General features: G+C 63.5%; 14 protein-coding genes. 12 read left to right on the forward strand and 2 right to left on the reverse strand.

What is annotated here, in order from left to right; all coding sequences use genetic code 11:
• The first annotated feature begins 45 nt into the window (after positions 1-45).
• Genes pstC through phoB form a run of 5 tightly spaced genes read left to right on the forward strand, consistent with a single transcriptional unit; the run spans position 46 to position 5095 of the window.
• Positions 46-1527 carry a phosphate ABC transporter permease subunit PstC gene (pstC, locus tag Mame_RS03935; RefSeq protein ID WP_026173566.1) on the forward strand — a complete coding sequence of 494 codons (1482 nt, stop codon included), beginning with the start codon at positions 46-48 and terminating at the stop codon, positions 1525-1527.
• Entirely contained in the window at positions 1524-2852 is a 1329-nt protein-coding gene (pstA, locus tag Mame_RS03940; protein WP_018065337.1) for a phosphate ABC transporter permease PstA, read from the forward strand. The genes pstC and pstA overlap by 4 nt, the downstream gene beginning before the upstream one ends.
• Position 2853: 1 nt before the next feature.
• Positions 2854-3657, forward strand: coding sequence for a phosphate ABC transporter ATP-binding protein PstB (gene pstB / locus Mame_RS03945; RefSeq protein WP_026173565.1), 804 nt, complete (start codon positions 2854-2856; stop codon positions 3655-3657).
• A gap of 12 nt (positions 3658-3669) precedes the next feature.
• The gene (gene phoU / locus Mame_RS03950; RefSeq protein WP_018065335.1) at positions 3670-4389 is read left to right on the forward strand and encodes a phosphate signaling complex protein PhoU; all 720 of its coding nucleotides are present in this window, start codon (positions 3670-3672) and stop codon (positions 4387-4389) included.
• Between the two features lie 22 nt (positions 4390-4411).
• Complete coding sequence (gene phoB, locus Mame_RS03955; RefSeq protein WP_018065334.1) at positions 4412-5095, forward strand: phosphate regulon transcriptional regulator PhoB; 684 nt, start codon at positions 4412-4414, stop codon at positions 5093-5095.
• A 105-nt stretch (positions 5096-5200) separates the two neighbouring features.
• On the opposite strand, the gene Mame_RS03960 is transcribed toward phoB, so the two are convergent.
• Entirely contained in the window at positions 5201-6805 is a 1605-nt protein-coding gene (locus Mame_RS03960; RefSeq protein WP_018065333.1) for a flavin-containing monooxygenase, read from the reverse strand.
• A gap of 275 nt (positions 6806-7080) precedes the next feature.
• Here Mame_RS03960 and Mame_RS03965 point away from each other — a divergent pair, with 275 nt between their 5' ends.
• The 7 genes from Mame_RS03965 (at position 7081) to Mame_RS03995 (ending at position 15839) form a co-directional block, all read left to right on the forward strand.
• A complete protein-coding gene (locus tag Mame_RS03965; RefSeq protein ID WP_018065332.1) occupies positions 7081-8559 on the forward strand; it encodes an NAD-dependent succinate-semialdehyde dehydrogenase in 1479 nt (492 codons plus the stop codon).
• Positions 8559-9791 carry an iron-containing alcohol dehydrogenase gene (locus Mame_RS03970; RefSeq protein WP_018065331.1) on the forward strand — a complete coding sequence of 411 codons (1233 nt, stop codon included), beginning with the start codon at positions 8559-8561 and terminating at the stop codon, positions 9789-9791. Before Mame_RS03965 ends, Mame_RS03970 begins: the two co-directional genes overlap by 1 nt.
• Positions 9792-9992: 201 nt before the next feature.
• The gene (locus Mame_RS03975; RefSeq protein ID WP_155122020.1) at positions 9993-10523 is read left to right on the forward strand and encodes a hypothetical protein; all 531 of its coding nucleotides are present in this window, start codon (positions 9993-9995) and stop codon (positions 10521-10523) included.
• A gap of 96 nt (positions 10524-10619) precedes the next feature.
• Complete coding sequence (locus Mame_RS03980) at positions 10620-11339, forward strand: sulfate transporter family protein (RefSeq protein ID WP_026173564.1); 720 nt, start codon at positions 10620-10622, stop codon at positions 11337-11339.
• Positions 11340-11434: 95 nt separating this feature from the next.
• Entirely contained in the window at positions 11435-12292 is an 858-nt protein-coding gene (locus Mame_RS03985; protein ID WP_018065328.1) for a D-amino-acid transaminase, read from the forward strand.
• Positions 12293-12698: 406 nt separating this feature from the next.
• Complete coding sequence (locus Mame_RS03990) at positions 12699-13838, forward strand: TAXI family TRAP transporter solute-binding subunit (RefSeq protein ID WP_018065326.1); 1140 nt, start codon at positions 12699-12701, stop codon at positions 13836-13838.
• 9 nt (positions 13839-13847) lie between these two features.
• Positions 13848-15839, forward strand: coding sequence for a TRAP transporter permease (locus tag Mame_RS03995; protein WP_018065325.1), 1992 nt, complete (start codon positions 13848-13850; stop codon positions 15837-15839).
• A 62-nt stretch (positions 15840-15901) separates the two neighbouring features.
• Here Mame_RS03995 and Mame_RS04000 read toward each other — a convergent pair whose 3' ends face one another.
• Positions 15902-16513 (reverse strand): alpha-ketoglutarate-dependent dioxygenase AlkB family protein, encoded by a 612-nt coding sequence (locus Mame_RS04000; protein WP_018065324.1) that lies wholly within the window; start codon positions 16511-16513, stop codon positions 15902-15904.

Below are 16513 nucleotides of genomic sequence, written 5' to 3' on the forward strand. Positions count from 1 at the left end.
GCCGCCGGCGGCAACAAGGGGCCTGAAGCCCCGGATGGTCCGGATATGCATGTGTTTTTGATCATACTGGCGCTCATCGTGCTTCTCAGCGCAGGCGGTTTCTTCGCCGCCCGCGCCAAGGCCTATGCGCTGGCCGATGCCGGGCGGATCAACTCACGCCCCAGCCACCACGCAAGCTTCGTCACGATCGCGACCGTCGTTCCGGCCGTGCTCCTGATGGCGGTATGGATGGTGGCGAGCCCGCTCCTGATCGGCGCGGAGATCCGTGAAGGTTTTCCCGATAGCGTGAAGGCGCAGCCGGCCTCCGCCCAAAGCCTGACCTTCAACACCGTCACCTCCGTCGCCTACGGCCTGCGCCAGCTTCCCGATGCCGCGCGCGAACGCGTCGCGGAAGATTCCAGCCAGCTTCGCGCGGTGCTTGCCAAAAGCGGCATTCCGCTGGCCGCCAATCCGCAGCCCTTCGTGCTCAAATCGGCGGAGCGGATGAACGCGCTTTCGGCGAAAAGCAGCTACGCCATGGCGGCCGCCGTGCTGGCCGTCGCTCTCGTCTCGCTGGCGCTGTCCTTCCGCGCGGTCAGGCCGCAGTTCCAGGCCCGCAACCGCGTCGAACAGGTGGTGCTGGGGGCCCTGCTTCTGGCCTCCACCATCGCGATCCTGACGACCGTTGGCATCGTGCTGTCGATGTTGTCGGAATCGCTGCGCTTCTTCGCCCAGGTCTCGCCGATCGATTTCTTCTTCGGCACGGTGTGGGACCCGCGTTTTGCCGCCGCCGGCGAGACCGGCTCGCCCGGCCAGTTCGGCCTGATCCCGCTTCTGGCCGGCACGATCTATATTTCCGCGGTGGCGATGGCGGTTGCGGTGCCGATCGGGCTCTATGCCGCGATCTACATGTCGGAATATGCCAGCGGCCGGCTGCGTTCGATCGCCAAGCCGCTGCTGGAGGTGCTCGCCGGCATTCCGACCATCGTCTACGGCTTTTTCGCGCTGATCACGGTCGGCCCGCTGCTGCGCGATATCTCGGTGGAGCTGAACGGGCTGTTCACCGGCAATTACCGCAATTTCATCGAGGCGCAGTCGGTGCTGACGGCGGGCGTGGTGATGGGCATCATGCTGATTCCCTTCGTTTCGTCGCTCTCCGATGACATCATCAACGCCGTGCCCGACAGCCTGCGCAAGGGCTCGCTGGGGCTTGGCGCGACGCAGTCGGAGACCATCAAGCGCGTGGTTCTGCCGGCGGCGCTGCCGGGCATTGTCGGCGCGCTGCTTTTGACGGCCTCGCGCGCGATCGGCGAGACCATGATCGTGGTGCTTGCCGCCGGCGTTGCCGCCAATCTGCAGATCAATCCGTTCGAGCCGATGACGACGGTGACGGTGAAGATCGTCAACCAGCTCACCGGCGACCTCGAATTCAACACGCCGCAGACGCTGGTGGCCTTCGCGCTCGGCCTGACCCTGTTCGTGATCACGCTCTGCCTCAATGTCTACGCGCTCTATGTCGTGCGCAAATACCGGGAGCAGTACGCATGAGCGAGACATTCACCAATCCGAACGAGGCGGGGGATTTCCGCCGCAGGGTCACCGAGACCCGCCGCAAGGGGCTGAAACGCCGCCACCGCGCCGAAAGGCGGTTCCGCGTATTCGGTTTCCTTGCGATCTTCGCCGGCCTGTTCTTCCTGGCGGCATTGCTGTTCTCGGTCGCCGGCAAGGGCTTTTCCGCCTTCCAGCAGACCACGATCACGCTGCCGATCACGTTTTCGGAACAGGTGGTCGACCCCGAGGGCCTGCGCGACGAAAACCCGCGCCTGCTGCTGACCGCGAACTATCCGGCTCTGGTGCAGGACGCGCTGGCGAAAACGCTCGATCTCGACCCCGCCAATGCCGCCGAGATGCGCGAAGCCATGCGGCTCGTCTCGCGCTCGGCCCGCGTCGACCTGCGCGACGTGGTGATGGACGATCCGTCGGTGATCGGAAAGACCGTCGACGTGAAGCTCTTGGCCGCCGCCGATGTCGATTCCGCCAACAAGGGCCAGATCGATCTCTCGCTGCCGGAAACCAGCCGCCGCGTCTCAGATCAACAGGCCGCATGGATGGCGGAGTTGAAGGCGGAAGGCCGGCTGCACAAGAGCTTCAACGCCGGCTTCTTCACCCATGGCGCATCCTCGCGGCCGGAATCGGCGGGCATCGGCGTCGCCTTCGTCGGCACGCTCTACATGATGGGCATCGTGCTGGTATTGTCCCTGCCGCTCGGCGTGGCGTCCGCGATCTATCTCGAGGAATTCGCGCCGAAGAACCGGTTCACCGATGTCATCGAGGTCAATATCAACAACCTCGCCGCCGTGCCGTCGATCGTCTTCGGCCTGCTCGGCGTGGCGCTGTTCATCGGCTTTCTCGGCCTGCCGCGCTCGGCCGCACTCGTTGGCGGGCTGGTGCTGACGTTGATGACGCTGCCGACGATCATCATCGCCACCCGCTCGGCGCTGAAGGCGGTGCCGCCCTCGATCCGCTCGGCGGCGCTCGGCGTCGGCGCGTCGAAGATGCAGGCGGTGTTCCACCACGTGTTGCCGCTCGCCATGCCCGGCATTCTCACCGGCACGATCATCGGCCTGGCCCGCGCGCTCGGCGAAACCGCGCCGCTGCTGCTGATCGGCATGGTCGCCTTCGTGGCGGATTATCCGGCAAGCCCGCTCGATCCCTCGACCGCGCTGCCGGTGCAGATCTACATGTGGGCGGGCGAAGCCGAGCGCGCCTTTGTCGAGCGCACCTCGGCGGCGATCATCGTGCTGTTGGTATTCCTGATCCTGATGAACCTGACCGCAGTCATTCTCCGCCGCCGCTTCGAGCGGCGCTGGTAGAATGACCCTTGATGCGAAAAGAACAATGAGCGGAAACATGAACGAACAAACCTACAAGATGGTCGGCAAGGATGTTTCCGTCTATTACGGGCAGAAGCGGGCGCTGTTCGACGTCAACCTGAACATCCGCCAGAATGCCGTCACCGCGCTGATCGGCCCGTCGGGCTGCGGCAAGTCGACCTTCCTGCGCACGCTCAACCGCATGAATGACACGATCGACAATTGCCGGGTGACCGGCACGATCACGCTCGACGGCGAGGATATCTATACCTCCGGCATTGATGTGGTGGAACTGCGCGCCCGCGTCGGCATGGTGTTCCAGAACCCGAACCCGTTTCCGAAATCGATCTACGAGAACGTCGCCTACGGCCCGCGCATCCACGGCCTTGCCCGTCATCGTTCGGATTTCGACCGGATCGTGGAGACCAGCCTGCAGAAGGCGGGCCTCTTCAACGAGGTCAAGGACCGCCTGCAGGAACCCGGCACCAGCCTTTCCGGCGGCCAGCAGCAGCGGCTTTGCATCGCGCGCGCCATCGCCGTCAGCCCGGAAGTGATCCTGATGGACGAGCCGTGCTCGGCGCTCGACCCGATCGCGACCGCCCGCGTGGAAGAGCTGATCAGCGAATTAAAGCAGAACTACACCATCGTGATGGTGACCCATTCGATGCAGCAGGCCGCGCGCGTGTCAGAGCGCACGGCGATGTTCCATCTCGGCTACATGGTCGAGGAGGACGACACCGACACGATTTTCACCAATCCCGCGGACCAGCGCACCCAGGACTACATTATGGGCAGGTTCGGTTAAGGAGACGCACAGATGGCACACTCGCATATCATATCGGCCTTCGACGAGGAGCTGAAATATCTCCAGCGCCGGATTTCCGAAATGGGCGGCATGGCGGAAGAGATGGTCTCGCAATCCGTCGTGGCGCTGGTCAACACCGATACCGAACTCGCCGAGAAGGTGATCGCCGAGGATCTGGCGCTGGACGAGGCCGAGCGCGAGGTCGGCGAAAAGGCGATCGTCACCATCGCGCGGCGCCAGCCGGTGGCGGCGGACCTGCGTGAAATCATGGGTGCGATCCGCATCGCCGCCGACCTCGAGCGCGTTGGCGACATGGCCAAGAACACCGCCAAGCGGGTGATCTCGGTGCAGGGCACCGGGGTTCCGCGCAAGCTCGCCCACGGCATCGAGCACCTGTCGGAACTGGCGCTGCTGCAGCTCAAGGAAGTGCTCGACGCCTACACCTCGCGCCAGGCCGACAAGGCCAATTCGATCCGCGAGCGCGACGAGGAGATCGACGCGATCTACACCTCGCTGTTCCGCGAGCTTTTGACCTACATGATGGAGGATCCGCGCAATATCACCACCTGCACGCATCTTCTGTTCTGCGCCAAGAACATCGAGCGCATCGGCGACCACGCCACCAATATTGCTGAAATGATCTACTACATCGCCACCGGCTCGCAGCCACAGGGAGAACGCCCGAAGGACGACATGTCGCCCTCGGTCGGCTCCGGCGAGAGCAAGTCCTGAAACCATTTGACAGAGGCACGAGATGGTTCCGAAGATTGCAGTTGTCGAAGATGAAGAAGCGCTGAGCGTCCTGCTGCGCTACAACCTTGAATCGGAAGGCTATGAAGTCGAGACGATCGCGCGCGGCGACGAGGCCGAACTCAGGCTGCAGGAGCGGGTGCCGGACCTCCTGCTGCTCGACTGGATGTTGCCGGGCGTTTCCGGCATCGAGCTTTGCCGCAGGCTCCGGATGCGGCCCGAGACCGAGCGTCTGCCGATCATCATGCTGACGGCGCGCGGCGAGGAAAGCGAGCGGGTGCGCGGTCTTGCGATCGGCGCCGACGATTATGTCGTCAAGCCGTTCTCGACCCCGGAACTGATGGCCCGCGTCAGGGCGATCCTGCGGCGCGCCCGGCCGGAAGTGCTTTCCAGCGTGCTCAAATGCGGCGATATCGAGCTTGACCGCGAGACCCACCGCGTTCACCGCAAGGCCAAGGAAGTCCGCCTCGGGCCGACCGAGTTCCGGCTGCTCGAATTCCTGATGACCTCGCCCGGCCGGGTGTTCTCCCGCTCCCAGCTTCTCGACGGTGTGTGGGGCCACGACATCTATGTCGACGAACGCACCGTCGACGTCCATGTCGGGCGTCTCAGAAAGGCCCTCAACTTCTCGCAAATGCCCGACGTGATCCGCACCGTGCGCGGCGCCGGCTATTCGATGGAGGTGTGAGGGGCCGCATGGCCCCGCCAATCTCCGCCCTTGAGGGCGGAGATTGCGCGCCGGAGCGTCCATTGTACCGAAGTCCGGGCGATCCCGTGTTTTCGGCGACCGGGATCAGCGGACTTCGAAACCGCGGTAATTGTCGTCGCGGATGGCGTTCATTTCGGTCATGTAATTGCCCATGCCGCCCATGTACCACATCGAGGTTCTGGGCTTGCCGGGAATGTTGGCGCCGTTGATCCAGCTGTCCGTCACTTCGAACAGCGTGCCGGCCATGCCTTCTTGGCACACCCGCACCCAGTCGTCCTGGGCCTCTCTCGTGGTCTCGATGATGCTGTTGCCTTGTTCGGCCTTCTCGATCAGGTCGCACAGGAAGTCGACCTGCCATTCATGCACCAGCGGCTGGCTGGTGAACGGGCTGAAGGGTCCGAATACCATCAGAAGGTTCGGGAAATCGGCGATGGACATGCCGGCATAGGCGCGCGGACCGTTCTTCCAGGCATCCTTCAGCCGTACGCCGTTGCGCCCGATCGTGTCGATCTTCAGATAGTTGCCGGTCATCGCGTCGAAGCCGGTCGCCATGATCACCACGTCGAGTTCCAGCTCCTTGCCGCCGACGATCAGCCCGTTTTCGGTGTATCGCTCGATCGGCTCCGCCTTGACGTCGTGGAGGGTGACATTGTCGCGATTATAGGTCTCGTAGTAATTGTCGGCGGCCAGCGGACGCTTGGCGTAATAGTCGCGTGGGGTCAGTTTGCGGGCGACTTCGGGGTCGGTGACGATGGCGTCGATCTTCGACTTGATGAAGTCGGTCGCCGTCTTGTTGGCCTCTGCGGTCACCGGAATATCGGAGAAGGTTTCGAGCAGGAAGCTGAAGCCATTGCCTTTTTTCCAGGCCTTTTCGTAAACGCGTTTGCGCTCTTCATTGTCGACCTCAAGCGCGGAAACGGTGCTTTCGTCAAAGCCGAAAACCGCCGCCGTGCTCAGCGCCCAGTCGCGGAAGCCGTGCGGATCGGCCTTGATCTTCTCGCGCGTTTCGGCCGGGAAGGGGCCGATGCCGAGCGGCACCACCCATTGCGCGGTGCGCTGTAACACATGCAGATGGCCGACCTTGTCGGCGAGCGCGGTGATGATCTGGATGCCGGTCGAGCCGGTTCCGACCACGCCGACGCGCTTGCCCTGAAGGTCGGGCGCGTTGTCCGGCCATTTCGAGGCGAGTAGCACCTCGCCCTTGAACTTGTCCTGATCCGGGAATTGCGGGGCATAGGAGGAGGAGAGAAGCCCCACGGCCTCGATCACATATTTTGCCTTCACCGTATCGCCGGCCGTGGTGGTCAGGAGCCAGCGGCCCTCGTCCTCTTTCCATTCGGCGCTGGCGATGCGGGTGTTGAAATGGATCGAGCGCTTCAGGTCGTGCTTGTCGGCGACCGCGTTCAGATAGTTCAGCACTTCAGGCTGCTTGGCATAGCGCTCCGACCATTCCCAGTTCTGGAACATGTCGAGGTCGAAGGAATAGGTGTAGACGGTCGATTCGGTGTCGACCCGGCAGCCCGGATAGCGGTTCCAGTACCATGTGCCGCCAACGCCGCCGGCGTCATCGAAGGCTTCGGCCTTCATGCCGAGCACGTTGCGCGTCTTGTGCAGCGCGTAGAGCCCGCCGACGCCCGCGCCGATGATGGCGACATCGAGCTCAAGCTGTTTGTGCGATACCGCGTTCATTGTGAAACCTCCCATTCTCGTCAAATCTTGCGGCGGCAAGGCGCACGCCGGTCTTTATCCTTAAGCGGGTCGCGGAGCCGGCGCTTGGTTTTGAGCCTGACGCTTCCGGCGGCAAAAAATGCGCCGCAGACCTCGCTTTCACACACTCATATGGTATTACGGTATTATCGTCAATGACGCAAAATGCCCTTGTCATGATCATATTCCTATAATACCGTAATACGAACATATTAAAAAGGCAGCGACCAGCGCCGCTTCACCAAGGATGGTATGACATGAACACGCAAAGTCCGCTCTCCACGGATCACGAGGCTCTGATGCCCGATCGCAGGCTCTATATCGGTGGCCAATGGGTGGAAGGGCCGTCAGAGTTTCAGGTGATGAACCCGGCAAACGGACGGCCGGTCGCGTCGGTGTCGCATGCGACCTCGGCCGAGGCGCTTGCCGCCCTTGATGCCGCGGCCGCGGCCCAGCCCGGCTGGGCAAAGCTTGCGCCGCGCGCCCGCGCCAACCTCATGCACAAGGCCTACCGTCTGATGATGGAGCGCGAGGAAGCGTTCACGAAGGTCATGACGCTCGAAAGCGGCAAGCCGCTGACGGAATCGCGGGCGGAATTTCTGCTGTCCGCCGATTTCCTGTTGTGGTTCGCGGAGCAGAGCGCCCATATCCACGGTTCCTATTCCGACAGTTCCAGCGGTGATTTCCGGGTCGTGGTCAAGCATCAGCCGATCGGGCCCTGCCTGTTGATCACCCCCTGGAACTTCCCACTGCTGATGATCGTGCGCAAGGCGGGCGCGGCCCTTGCCGCCGGCTGCACCACGATCACCAAGACTGCCCAGGAGACGCCGCTCACGGGCGCGCTGTTTGTGGAAGTGCTGCATGATGCGGGCTTTCCGGCAGGCGTCGTCAACCTGCTGCACACCACCAAGTCCTCCGGCGTCTCCGAGCCGCTTTTGAAGGATAAGCGCCTGCGCAAGGTCTCGTTCACGGGCTCCACCGGAGTTGGCGGCCTGCTGATGGAGCAGGGCGCGCGCAACATTCTCAACGCATCGATGGAGCTTGGCGGCGACGGGCCGTTCATCGTGCTCGATGATGCCGATATCGATCTCGCGGCCGAGCAGGCGATCATCTGCAAGTTCCGCAATGCCGGCCAGGCCTGCGTTGCCGCCAACCGGATCATCGTCGACCGGAGGGTGGAGGCCGCGTTCACGGAAAAGTTCGTGGCCAAGGTCAAGGCGCTGAAAGTCGGCGACGGCATGGGCGCGGTCGATGTCGGGCCGATGATTTCGGCCAGGCAGCGCGACCGGCTGGGCGAGACCCTGAAGCAGCTCACCGATGCCGGCGGCCAGCTGCTTGCCGGCGGCAAGCCGGTGGCGGGCGAGGGCTATTTCTTCGAGCCGACGGTGGTGCGGTTCGAGGGCCGCAACGAAGTGATGTGCTCGAACGAGCTGTTCGCGCCGATTGCGGCCATCTTTTCGGTCGATGGTCCGGAGGCGGCGCTCGCCTTTGCCAATGAAAGCGATTTCGGCCTGGCCTCCTATGTGTTTACAAGGGACCTGTCGCGCGCGCTGACCTTTGGCGAGCGGCTGGAGTTCGGCATGGTCGGCATCAATCGCGGCATCATGGCCGATCCCAAGGCCCCGTTCGGCGGCACCAAGGCCTCGGGCATCGGGCGCGAGGCCGGGCAGGAGGGGATCTATGAATTCATGGAGCAGAAATACATGGCGGTCACGGTCAACGAGGCGCTGAGCTGATGACGATGGAGAATACACTGGGGCTTGGCCTCGTGCGCCAGCCGAAAACGGTGCTGTTCGGCCCCGGCCAGCGCCGCCAGCTTGGCCGCTATGCACGCGGCTTCGGGACCCGCGCGCTGGTGGTCACCGACGCCCGCATGGCGACGACTTCGGAATTTGCGGTGCTTGCCGAGGACCTGCGCGAATGTGGTCTTGCGGTTTCGGTCTATGACCAGGCCGAGCCGGACCTGCCGCGCCGCAACGTCATGGAGGTCGCGGAGACGGCGGGCGCTGTCGATGTCATCATCGGCGTCGGCGGCGGGTCCTGCATGGATCTCGCCAAGGCGGCCTCGGCCGTACTCGCCCATGGCGGCGATGTCCGCGATTATTTCGGCGAGTTCGCGGTGCCGGGCCCCTGCATTCCGGTGATCACCATCCCGACCACCGGCGGAACCGGGGCGGAGGTCACCAGCCTCGCGATCGTCTTCGATGAGGACACCGGCATGAAGATGGCGGTCGCCGATGCCCATATCGAGCCGGCGATTGCGATCATCGATCCCGAACTGACGCTCACCTGCCCGCCCGGCCTGACGGCGGCGACCGCCGCCGACGCGCTGTCGCATCTGGTCGAGGCCTATACCGCGAAACCGAAGAACCCGAGCCCTGAGCAGATCGAAACCCAGATCTATGTCGGCAAGAACCGCATCACCGACATGTTCTGCGAGAAGGGGCTCAGGCTGATGAACCGCTCGCTTGCGCGCGTGGTCGAAAACCCCGACGATCTCGCCGCGCGGTCGGATGTGATGTTCGCCGCCTATTGCGCCGGCATGGCGATCAATACGACGGGCACGGCGGCGGCCCATGCGATCCAGAGTCCGATGGCGGCGATCGGCCACACCTCGCACGGTTTCGGCGTCGGCGCGCTGCTGCCCTATGTCATGCGGCTGAACCTGCCTTATGCAACGGCGGAATTCGCGGAGATGGCGCATTGCCTCGATGTCGCCGACGCTGCGGCCGCGCCGGAGGAAAACGGCCGGGCTGCGATCGAACGAATCGAGGCGCTGCTGGAACAGGCCGGCACGCCGCTGGAGCTCAAATCGCTCGGGATCGAGGAACGCCATCTCGACCAGATCGCCCGCTCGGCGGTCAAGGCGACCCGGCTGGTGCTCAACAATCCGGCGCCGCTGACCGAGGATGCGGTCCGCAAGGTGCTGGCCCGCGGCCTTGCCGGCGACCGGAGCTGGTGGGCGTAGGCCGGTTCCGCCAATATGCGGATTGGACGGATGACGCCTTGGCGGGGCGGCCCCGCCGCTTTCGGCCGAGCCCGCAGCAATCTCTTGTTTTCCATCAGCAATCGCTCAAAAAATGCCTTTCGCACACGTCACAATTTGGGCGTGAAGGGCGAGCCATTGTCGCCGCGCTGTCAATGTACAGAAAGGAAAACGTTCATGAAAATGCGTTCACTTGTATATGCGGGGCTGGCGGCCTCGGTGGTTGGCGTGCTTTCGCTTCAGACCACGGCTTCGGCGGCGGAAGTGCTCGATACCGGCGCCACCTGGAACGCGGCCTGCAACGCGGCCATGACCTGCCGGCTGACCACCAGCGACCTGCCGGCCAATGATGGCGGCCTGGCGATCCCCTCCTTCGTGCGGACCAGCGGCGCGAACTCGCCGGTCATGATGGTGCTGCCGACGATCGACGGCTGGGACACGCTCCCGAGCGACGGCAAGTTCACCATCTCGGTGGACGGCGAGGAGGTCGCCGCGATCAAGGTCAACCAGCTCAGGCAGGATGACGCCGAGGGCGGTTATGTGACCACCGACCCGAAGATCGTCCAGCCGGTGCTGGCGGCGGCAAGGGTCGGCGAGGACGCGATCATGGTGAGCTATGACGGCCCGGAAAGCCAGGAAGTGGCGACCGCCGACCTCACCGGCTTCCGCGAAAGCCTCGACTGGCTGGCCCAGCAGCAGCATCACCCGGCCTGAAGCCGCTTGTTTCACGTGAAAAACCACCCTACATCGCGCAGGAAGCCTTGCGCGGTGTAGCCAAGGCCGGTCCTTGCCTGCATGCTGGAGCCGACCATGCTGATAGATGCCGCCCGCCGGGCGCTTTACGATCTGATCGACCCGAAGATGCGCGCCATCCTGTGGAAGGTGCTCGGCCTTTCGCTGCTCTGCCTGATCGGATTATGGGTTGCGATCCGCAGCCTGTTCATGTGGCTTGCCGTTCCCTGGCTTCAGAACCTGTTTCCGACCATGCCGGAATGGACCGGCTGGATCACCTTCGTGCTGCTGATGTTCGCCGCGGTCGGGTTGGCGCTCGGCCTCGCGCTGCTGATGGCGCCGGTCTCCGCGCTGGTCGCCGGCATTTTTCTGGACGAGGCGGCCGAGCATATCGAGCGCAATCATTATCCCGACGATCCGCCGGGCGAGGCGCTACCGGTCTTTGCCGCCATGAAGGAGGCGCTGGCCTTTCTCGGCGTCGTCATCCTCGGCAATATCTTCGCGCTGCTGCTGCTGGTGGTGCCGGGCGTCAACCTGATCGCGTTTTTCGTCGTCAACGGCTATCTGCTCGGCCGCGAGTTCTTCGAATTCGCGGCGATGCGGTTCATGAGCCCGCCCGAGGCGCGGGCGTTCCGGCGCAAGCGCGGATTGACGGTGTTCCTCGCGGGCCTCGTCGTCGCCGGCTTCGTGGCGATCCCGATCGTCAATCTCGCGACCCCGCTGTTCGCCACCGCCTTCATGATGCATCTGTTCAAGCGCATGGATCCGGTAAAAGCCGTGGTTCGTGCGGAAAATTGATTTCTATTCGCAACAAACAACGAAGATTTCGCGCTTGAATCGAAGCCTGCGAGCCGCTATGACATTTTCATACCACGAAAACGCAGGAGCGCGCGATGAGCCGTATCGTCTATCTCAACGGAGAATGGCTGGCCGAGGAAGAGGCCAAGGTCTCGATTTTCGATCGCGGCTATGTCTTTGCCGACGCGATTTACGAAGTCACCTGCGTGCTGGACGGCAAGCTGCTCGATTATGACGGCCATGCCGCGCGCCTGAAGCGCTCGACCAAGGCCATCGGCATCGCCATGCCGACCGATGATGATACCCTGCTTGCGCTCCATCGCGAGATCGCGGCGCGCAACGACATGACCGAAGGTCTGATCTACCTGCAGGTCTCGCGCGGCAATCCGGGCGACCGCGACTTCATGTTCGAAAACAACATGACCCCGACCTTCTCGATGTTCACCCAGAAGAAGAATGTGCTGGGCGCGGCAACGGGCAAGAACGGCATCACCGTGGTGACGGTCGAGGATCTGCGCTGGGGCCGTTGCGACATCAAGACCGTGCAGCTTCTCTATCCGAGCCTTGCCAAGATGGAGGCCCATGAAAAGGGCGCGGACGATGCCTGGATGGTCAAGGACGGCTTCATCACCGAGCAGACATCGGCAACCGCCTATATCGTGACGCAGGAGAGCGTGGTCGTGACCCGTCCGCTGTCGCGCGAGATCCTGCCCGGCATCACCCGCGCCACCGCGCTCGAGATCGCCGCCCGCAACGGCTTCAAGGTCGAGGAACGCGCCTTCACGGTGGAAGAGGCGAAGACCGCCAAGGAAGCCTTCTTTACCTCCGCCAGCAATTTCGTGACGCCGGTCACTGCCATCGACGGCCACAAGATCGGCGACGGCAAGCCGGGCGAGATCAGCCTGAAGCTGCGCAACCTCTATATCGCCGATCGGCGGGCGAACGCGATTTAAAGTTCTCTAACTTATTGAATCTGCGCATCGTGCGCTAAAGCGTATGATTGTCGCAGCAGCATCGCGATCAGGCTCAAGCCTCCCCGGTCTCGCTATCGGCGGAATCTCCTGACGCGCTTTTCCAGTTCATAACGAGCGCGCGGAGCCGTCCTCTTTTTTGCTGGGCTCCATTTTCGGGCTCTGGAAATTCCTTCAATTTGGGCGGTTCCACCGGGCTGCCCTTTTCGTGTTTCCGCGCGACCGCCTTCCTCTCATCCGGCGCCGAGATCATTCCGACAGGCGAAACGCATCCGGATTGAAATATCTCCAAAACGCAAGTCATCTTAACGTCGGGTCGGGACGGCGGATGGGCAGCGATTGCGCCTGCATGCCGGGAAGTCAGCGAAAATGACGAGGAGGAAGACCAATGAACATGATTGCGCGCATGGCGCTCGGCGCATTCTGCCTGGTGGCTGGCGGTGCTGTCGCCGATGACACCGTTACCCTGCCGAAGACGCTGGTCTGGACCAGCTTCGACACCGGCAGTCTTGGCTACAACCAGTCGATCGCGGTCGGCAAGGCGCTGGAAGATGCCTATGGCATTTCGCTGCGCGTGCTGCCGGCCTCCACCGACCTTTCGCGGATCGCGCCGGCGCGCGAGGGCCGGGTGCCGTTCGCGCTGGCCGGTAGCGATGCCTTCTATGCCTTCGAGGGTGTGTTGAGCTATGCCACGCCCGGTCTCGGGCCGCAGAAACTGACGGCCGTCGATCTGGCGGGCGCCGATAACGGCGTGGCCATGGGAGTTGCCGAGAATGGCGACATCAATTCGATCCAGGACCTGAAGGGCAAGAAGATCGGCTGGGTTGTAAGCTCGCCATCGCTTCAGTCCAATGTCCGGGCGTTTCTGGCCTTCGGGGGCCTCACCGTTGATGATGTCCAGCTTGTCGAGCAGCCGAGCTATGGCGGTGCCTGGCAGGCATTCACCAGCGGCCAGATCGACGCGATGACGGCGGTGACTTCCGGCAGCGGCGTGCTGGAACAGGCGGCGGCCTCGCCGCAGGGCCTGAAATGGCTGGCGATGCCGTTCTCCGACAAGGAAGGCTGGGAGCGCCTGCAGGCCGTCAACCCGCACTTCACCCAGCGCAAGGCAACCGTCGGCGTCCATATCGACGAGGAGCATCCGCTGGAATGCGCAGGCGTGCCCTATCCGGCGCTGATCACCTACACCGCGCCGCAAGACCTGGTCTACAACGTCACCAAGGCGATCGACCTGCAGGCGCCGGTCTATTCCAAGATGCAGTCGGGCACGTCCGGCTGGGCGGCGGACCGGCAGGTATTCGACTGGGTCGTGCCGTATAATGCCGGCGCCATCGAATACTACAAGGAAGCCGGCGTCTGGACCGACGAAATCCAGAAGCACAATGACGACCTCGTTGCCCGCGGCAAGGTGCTGCAGGATGCCTGGGCGACCATGGAAGGCGAAAGCGGCGACGGTTTTGCCGAGAAGTGGATGCAGGTGCGCGCCGATGCGTTGGAAGCAGCGGGCTTCCCGGCCTATTTCAGGTAAGAGAAGGCAATGTCCGAACCGGAAAAGATCTATCATGACGGCGAGTCGACGCCCACTCGCCAGCTTCCCGGTCCGGCGCGATGGACGGTCAGGGTCTTCACCCTGATCCTCCTCGTGCTCGGCACCAACCAGACGTTCAATCTCGGATCGCATTTCGGTTTCACGATCCTCGAAAACCAGTATTTCTATCTCGTGCTGGCGCTCGCCATCCCGATGGTGTTTCTGTTGATCCCCGGATTCGGCGGCAACACCGCCAAGGGGCCTGGCATCATCGACTGGGCGCTTGCCGCCATCACCGTCGGCACGCTCGCCTATTTCGTCATTCATTCCTATGACATCGTGCTGCTCGGCTGGGAAATGTCGCCGCCTCAAACGGCGGTGATCTTCAGCGCGATCCTGTGGGCGCTCATGCTCGACGCCGGCAGGCGCGCGGGCGGGCTTATCCTCGGCCTGATCGTGCTGTTCTTCTCTGCCTATCCGCTGTTTGCCGACCGGATGCCGGGGCCGATCTCGGCGTTTTCCTCGCCGTTTTCCTATGTCGCCGCCTATCACGCGATGAGCCTTGAAAGCATGCTCGGCATTCCGCTGAAGGCGTTCGCCAATCTGGTGTTCGGCTTCGTCGTGTTCGGCGCGGCGCTGGAACATACCGGCGCAGGCCGGTTCTTCATCAATCTCGCCTTTGCGCTTCTCGGTCATGTCCGCGGCGGACCGGCCAAGGTCGCGATCCTTTCGAGCGGGCTGATGGGTTCGCTTTCGGGCAGCGTCGTCACCAATGTGCTGACCACCGGCGTCATGACCATTCCGGCCATGCGCAGGGTCGGCATGAAGGGCACGACGGCGGCCGGGATCGAGACCTGCGCCTCGACGGGCGGCGTGCTCATGCCGCCCGTCATGGGGGCCGCCGCCTTCGTCATGGCGGATTTCCTGCAGGTGCCCTATGCCACGATCGCGGTTTCGGCCGCCATCCCCGCCTTCCTCTATTTCATGGGCCTGTTCATCCAGATCGACGCGCGTGCGGCGCGTGACGGGCTGAAGGGCATTCCGGTCGAGGAACTGCCGAAGCTGAAGCAGACGCTGAAGGAAGGCTGGCACCATGTCTTCGCCTTCGGGCTTCTGACCTTCATGCTGCTGGTGATGCAGAACGAGCAATATGCGCCGTTCTATGCCACCGCCGCGCTGCTGGTGATCAACCAGATCGTCTCGAAGACCGATCGCTGGGGCAGGAAGGAAGTGCTGCACTTCATCGACTCGCTTGCCCGGCTGTTCGCGACGCTCGCCGCCACCCTTGCCGCCGTCGGCATGATCGTCGGCGGGCTCTCGATGACCGGCCTTGCTGCGACGCTGGTCAACGATCTGCTGTCGATCGCCGGCGACAGCCCGCTGCTGCTCCTGATCATGGGCGCGCTGACGAGCCTCGTGCTCGGCACCGGCATGACGGCGACGGCCTGCTACATCTTCCTCGCGGTGATGCTGGCGCCGGCGCTGATCCAGGTCGGGCTCGATCCGCTGGCCTCGCACCTGTTCATCTTCTACTGGGGCATGCTGTCCTTCATTACGCCGCCGGTGGCGCTCGGCGCATTCGCCGCCGCATCGGTCGCCAACACGCCGCCGATGCGCACCGGCTTCGAGGCGATGAAGATCGGCAGCATCGTCTATTTCATTCCGTTCTTCTTCGTATTCGATCCGGCGCTGATCGGCCACGGCAGCTGGGGCAATATCGTGCTCTCGCTGATGCTGGCGCTGTTCGGGGTGTGGATGTTCGCGGGCGGCATCCAGGGCTATATCATGGGCATCGGTCCGGTGTTCCGCGACAGCCCCTATGCCTGGATCCTGCGGCTGCCGCTCCTGATCGGCGCGATCCTGATCGCGCTGCCGGGCGAGGCAATCGCCGGGATCGGCGATCTGGAACTGCTGGCGATCGGGCTTGCGGTGATGTCGCCGGTGGTGATCGCGGCGCTCATCCAGAACCGCCGCGGGTTGAGCCCGACGGGCGCGGTCTGAACACAGCCTCCCAAGGCGAGCCGGCGGGGTCATGCCCGCCGGCTTTTTTGTGCAATGAGGCGCTATGCCGTCACCCGGCGGAGCGTCAGATTGATCCGGCCGCCGTTCTTCAAAAGCGTCGAGGTGCCGGGATAGGTGCGGGTGACGCCGTGGAAGGCGAGGCGGCTTTTGCCTGCAAGCAGAACGATATCGCCGCTCTTGAGCTTCAGCGACACCGCCTTGTCGGTCCGCTCGGTCCCGCCGACGCGGAACAGGCAGGTATCGCCGAGCGAGACCGAAAGCACGGGTGCCGCGAAATCGGCCTCGTCGCTGTCCTGATGGAGGCCCATCTTGGCGGTATCGTCATAGAAATTGACGAGGCAGGCCTCGGGCGGGCGCTCGTAATCGGCGAGCGTATCCCAGAGGTTCAGAAGGCTTGCCGGCATGGGCGGCCACGGCCTGCCGGTCACCGGATGGGTTGCCTGATAGCGATAACCGCGTTCCTTGTCGGTGACCCAGCCGAGCGCGCCGCAATTGGTCATCCGGACCGACATCGGCTTGCCGGTGCGCGGCATGGTCGGCACGTAAAGCGGGGCGTCTGCGACCACGGCGCGGATTTCGGCCACCAGCGCCTCCTGGGCGGCGCGGTCGAGATAATCCGGCAGATAACGGAAGCCTTCGGGCAGGTCGTTCAT

Source organism: Martelella mediterranea DSM 17316 (assembly GCF_002043005.1).
Classification (GTDB): Bacteria; Pseudomonadota; Alphaproteobacteria; order Rhizobiales; family Rhizobiaceae; genus Martelella; species Martelella mediterranea.

Excerpts from the sequence above, each read along its gene's own strand:
- Mame_RS03980 (WP_026173564.1), top strand. The coding sequence starts at position 10,620 with ATGCTGATAGATGCCGCCCGCCGGGCGCTTTACGATCTGATCGACCCG.
- pstA (WP_018065337.1), top strand. The coding sequence starts at position 1,524 with ATGAGCGAGACATTCACCAATCCGAACGAGGCGGGGGATTTCCGCCGC.
- Mame_RS04000 (WP_018065324.1), bottom strand. The coding sequence starts at position 16,513 with ATGAACGACCTGCCCGAAGGCTTCCGTTATCTGCCGGATTATCTCGAC.
- phoB (WP_018065334.1), top strand. The coding sequence starts at position 4,412 with ATGGTTCCGAAGATTGCAGTTGTCGAAGATGAAGAAGCGCTGAGCGTC.
- Mame_RS03995 (WP_018065325.1), top strand. The coding sequence starts at position 13,848 with ATGTCCGAACCGGAAAAGATCTATCATGACGGCGAGTCGACGCCCACT.
- Mame_RS03965 (WP_018065332.1), top strand. The coding sequence starts at position 7,081 with ATGAACACGCAAAGTCCGCTCTCCACGGATCACGAGGCTCTGATGCCC.
- Mame_RS03975 (WP_155122020.1), top strand. The coding sequence starts at position 9,993 with ATGCGTTCACTTGTATATGCGGGGCTGGCGGCCTCGGTGGTTGGCGTG.
- Mame_RS03985 (WP_018065328.1), top strand. The coding sequence starts at position 11,435 with ATGAGCCGTATCGTCTATCTCAACGGAGAATGGCTGGCCGAGGAAGAG.
- pstC (WP_026173566.1), top strand. The coding sequence starts at position 46 with ATGCATGTGTTTTTGATCATACTGGCGCTCATCGTGCTTCTCAGCGCA.
- Mame_RS03990 (WP_018065326.1), top strand. The coding sequence starts at position 12,699 with ATGAACATGATTGCGCGCATGGCGCTCGGCGCATTCTGCCTGGTGGCT.
- Mame_RS03970 (WP_018065331.1), top strand. The coding sequence starts at position 8,559 with ATGACGATGGAGAATACACTGGGGCTTGGCCTCGTGCGCCAGCCGAAA.
- phoU (WP_018065335.1), top strand. The coding sequence starts at position 3,670 with ATGGCACACTCGCATATCATATCGGCCTTCGACGAGGAGCTGAAATAT.
- Mame_RS03960 (WP_018065333.1), bottom strand. The coding sequence starts at position 6,805 with ATGAACGCGGTATCGCACAAACAGCTTGAGCTCGATGTCGCCATCATC.
- pstB (WP_026173565.1), top strand. The coding sequence starts at position 2,854 with ATGACCCTTGATGCGAAAAGAACAATGAGCGGAAACATGAACGAACAA.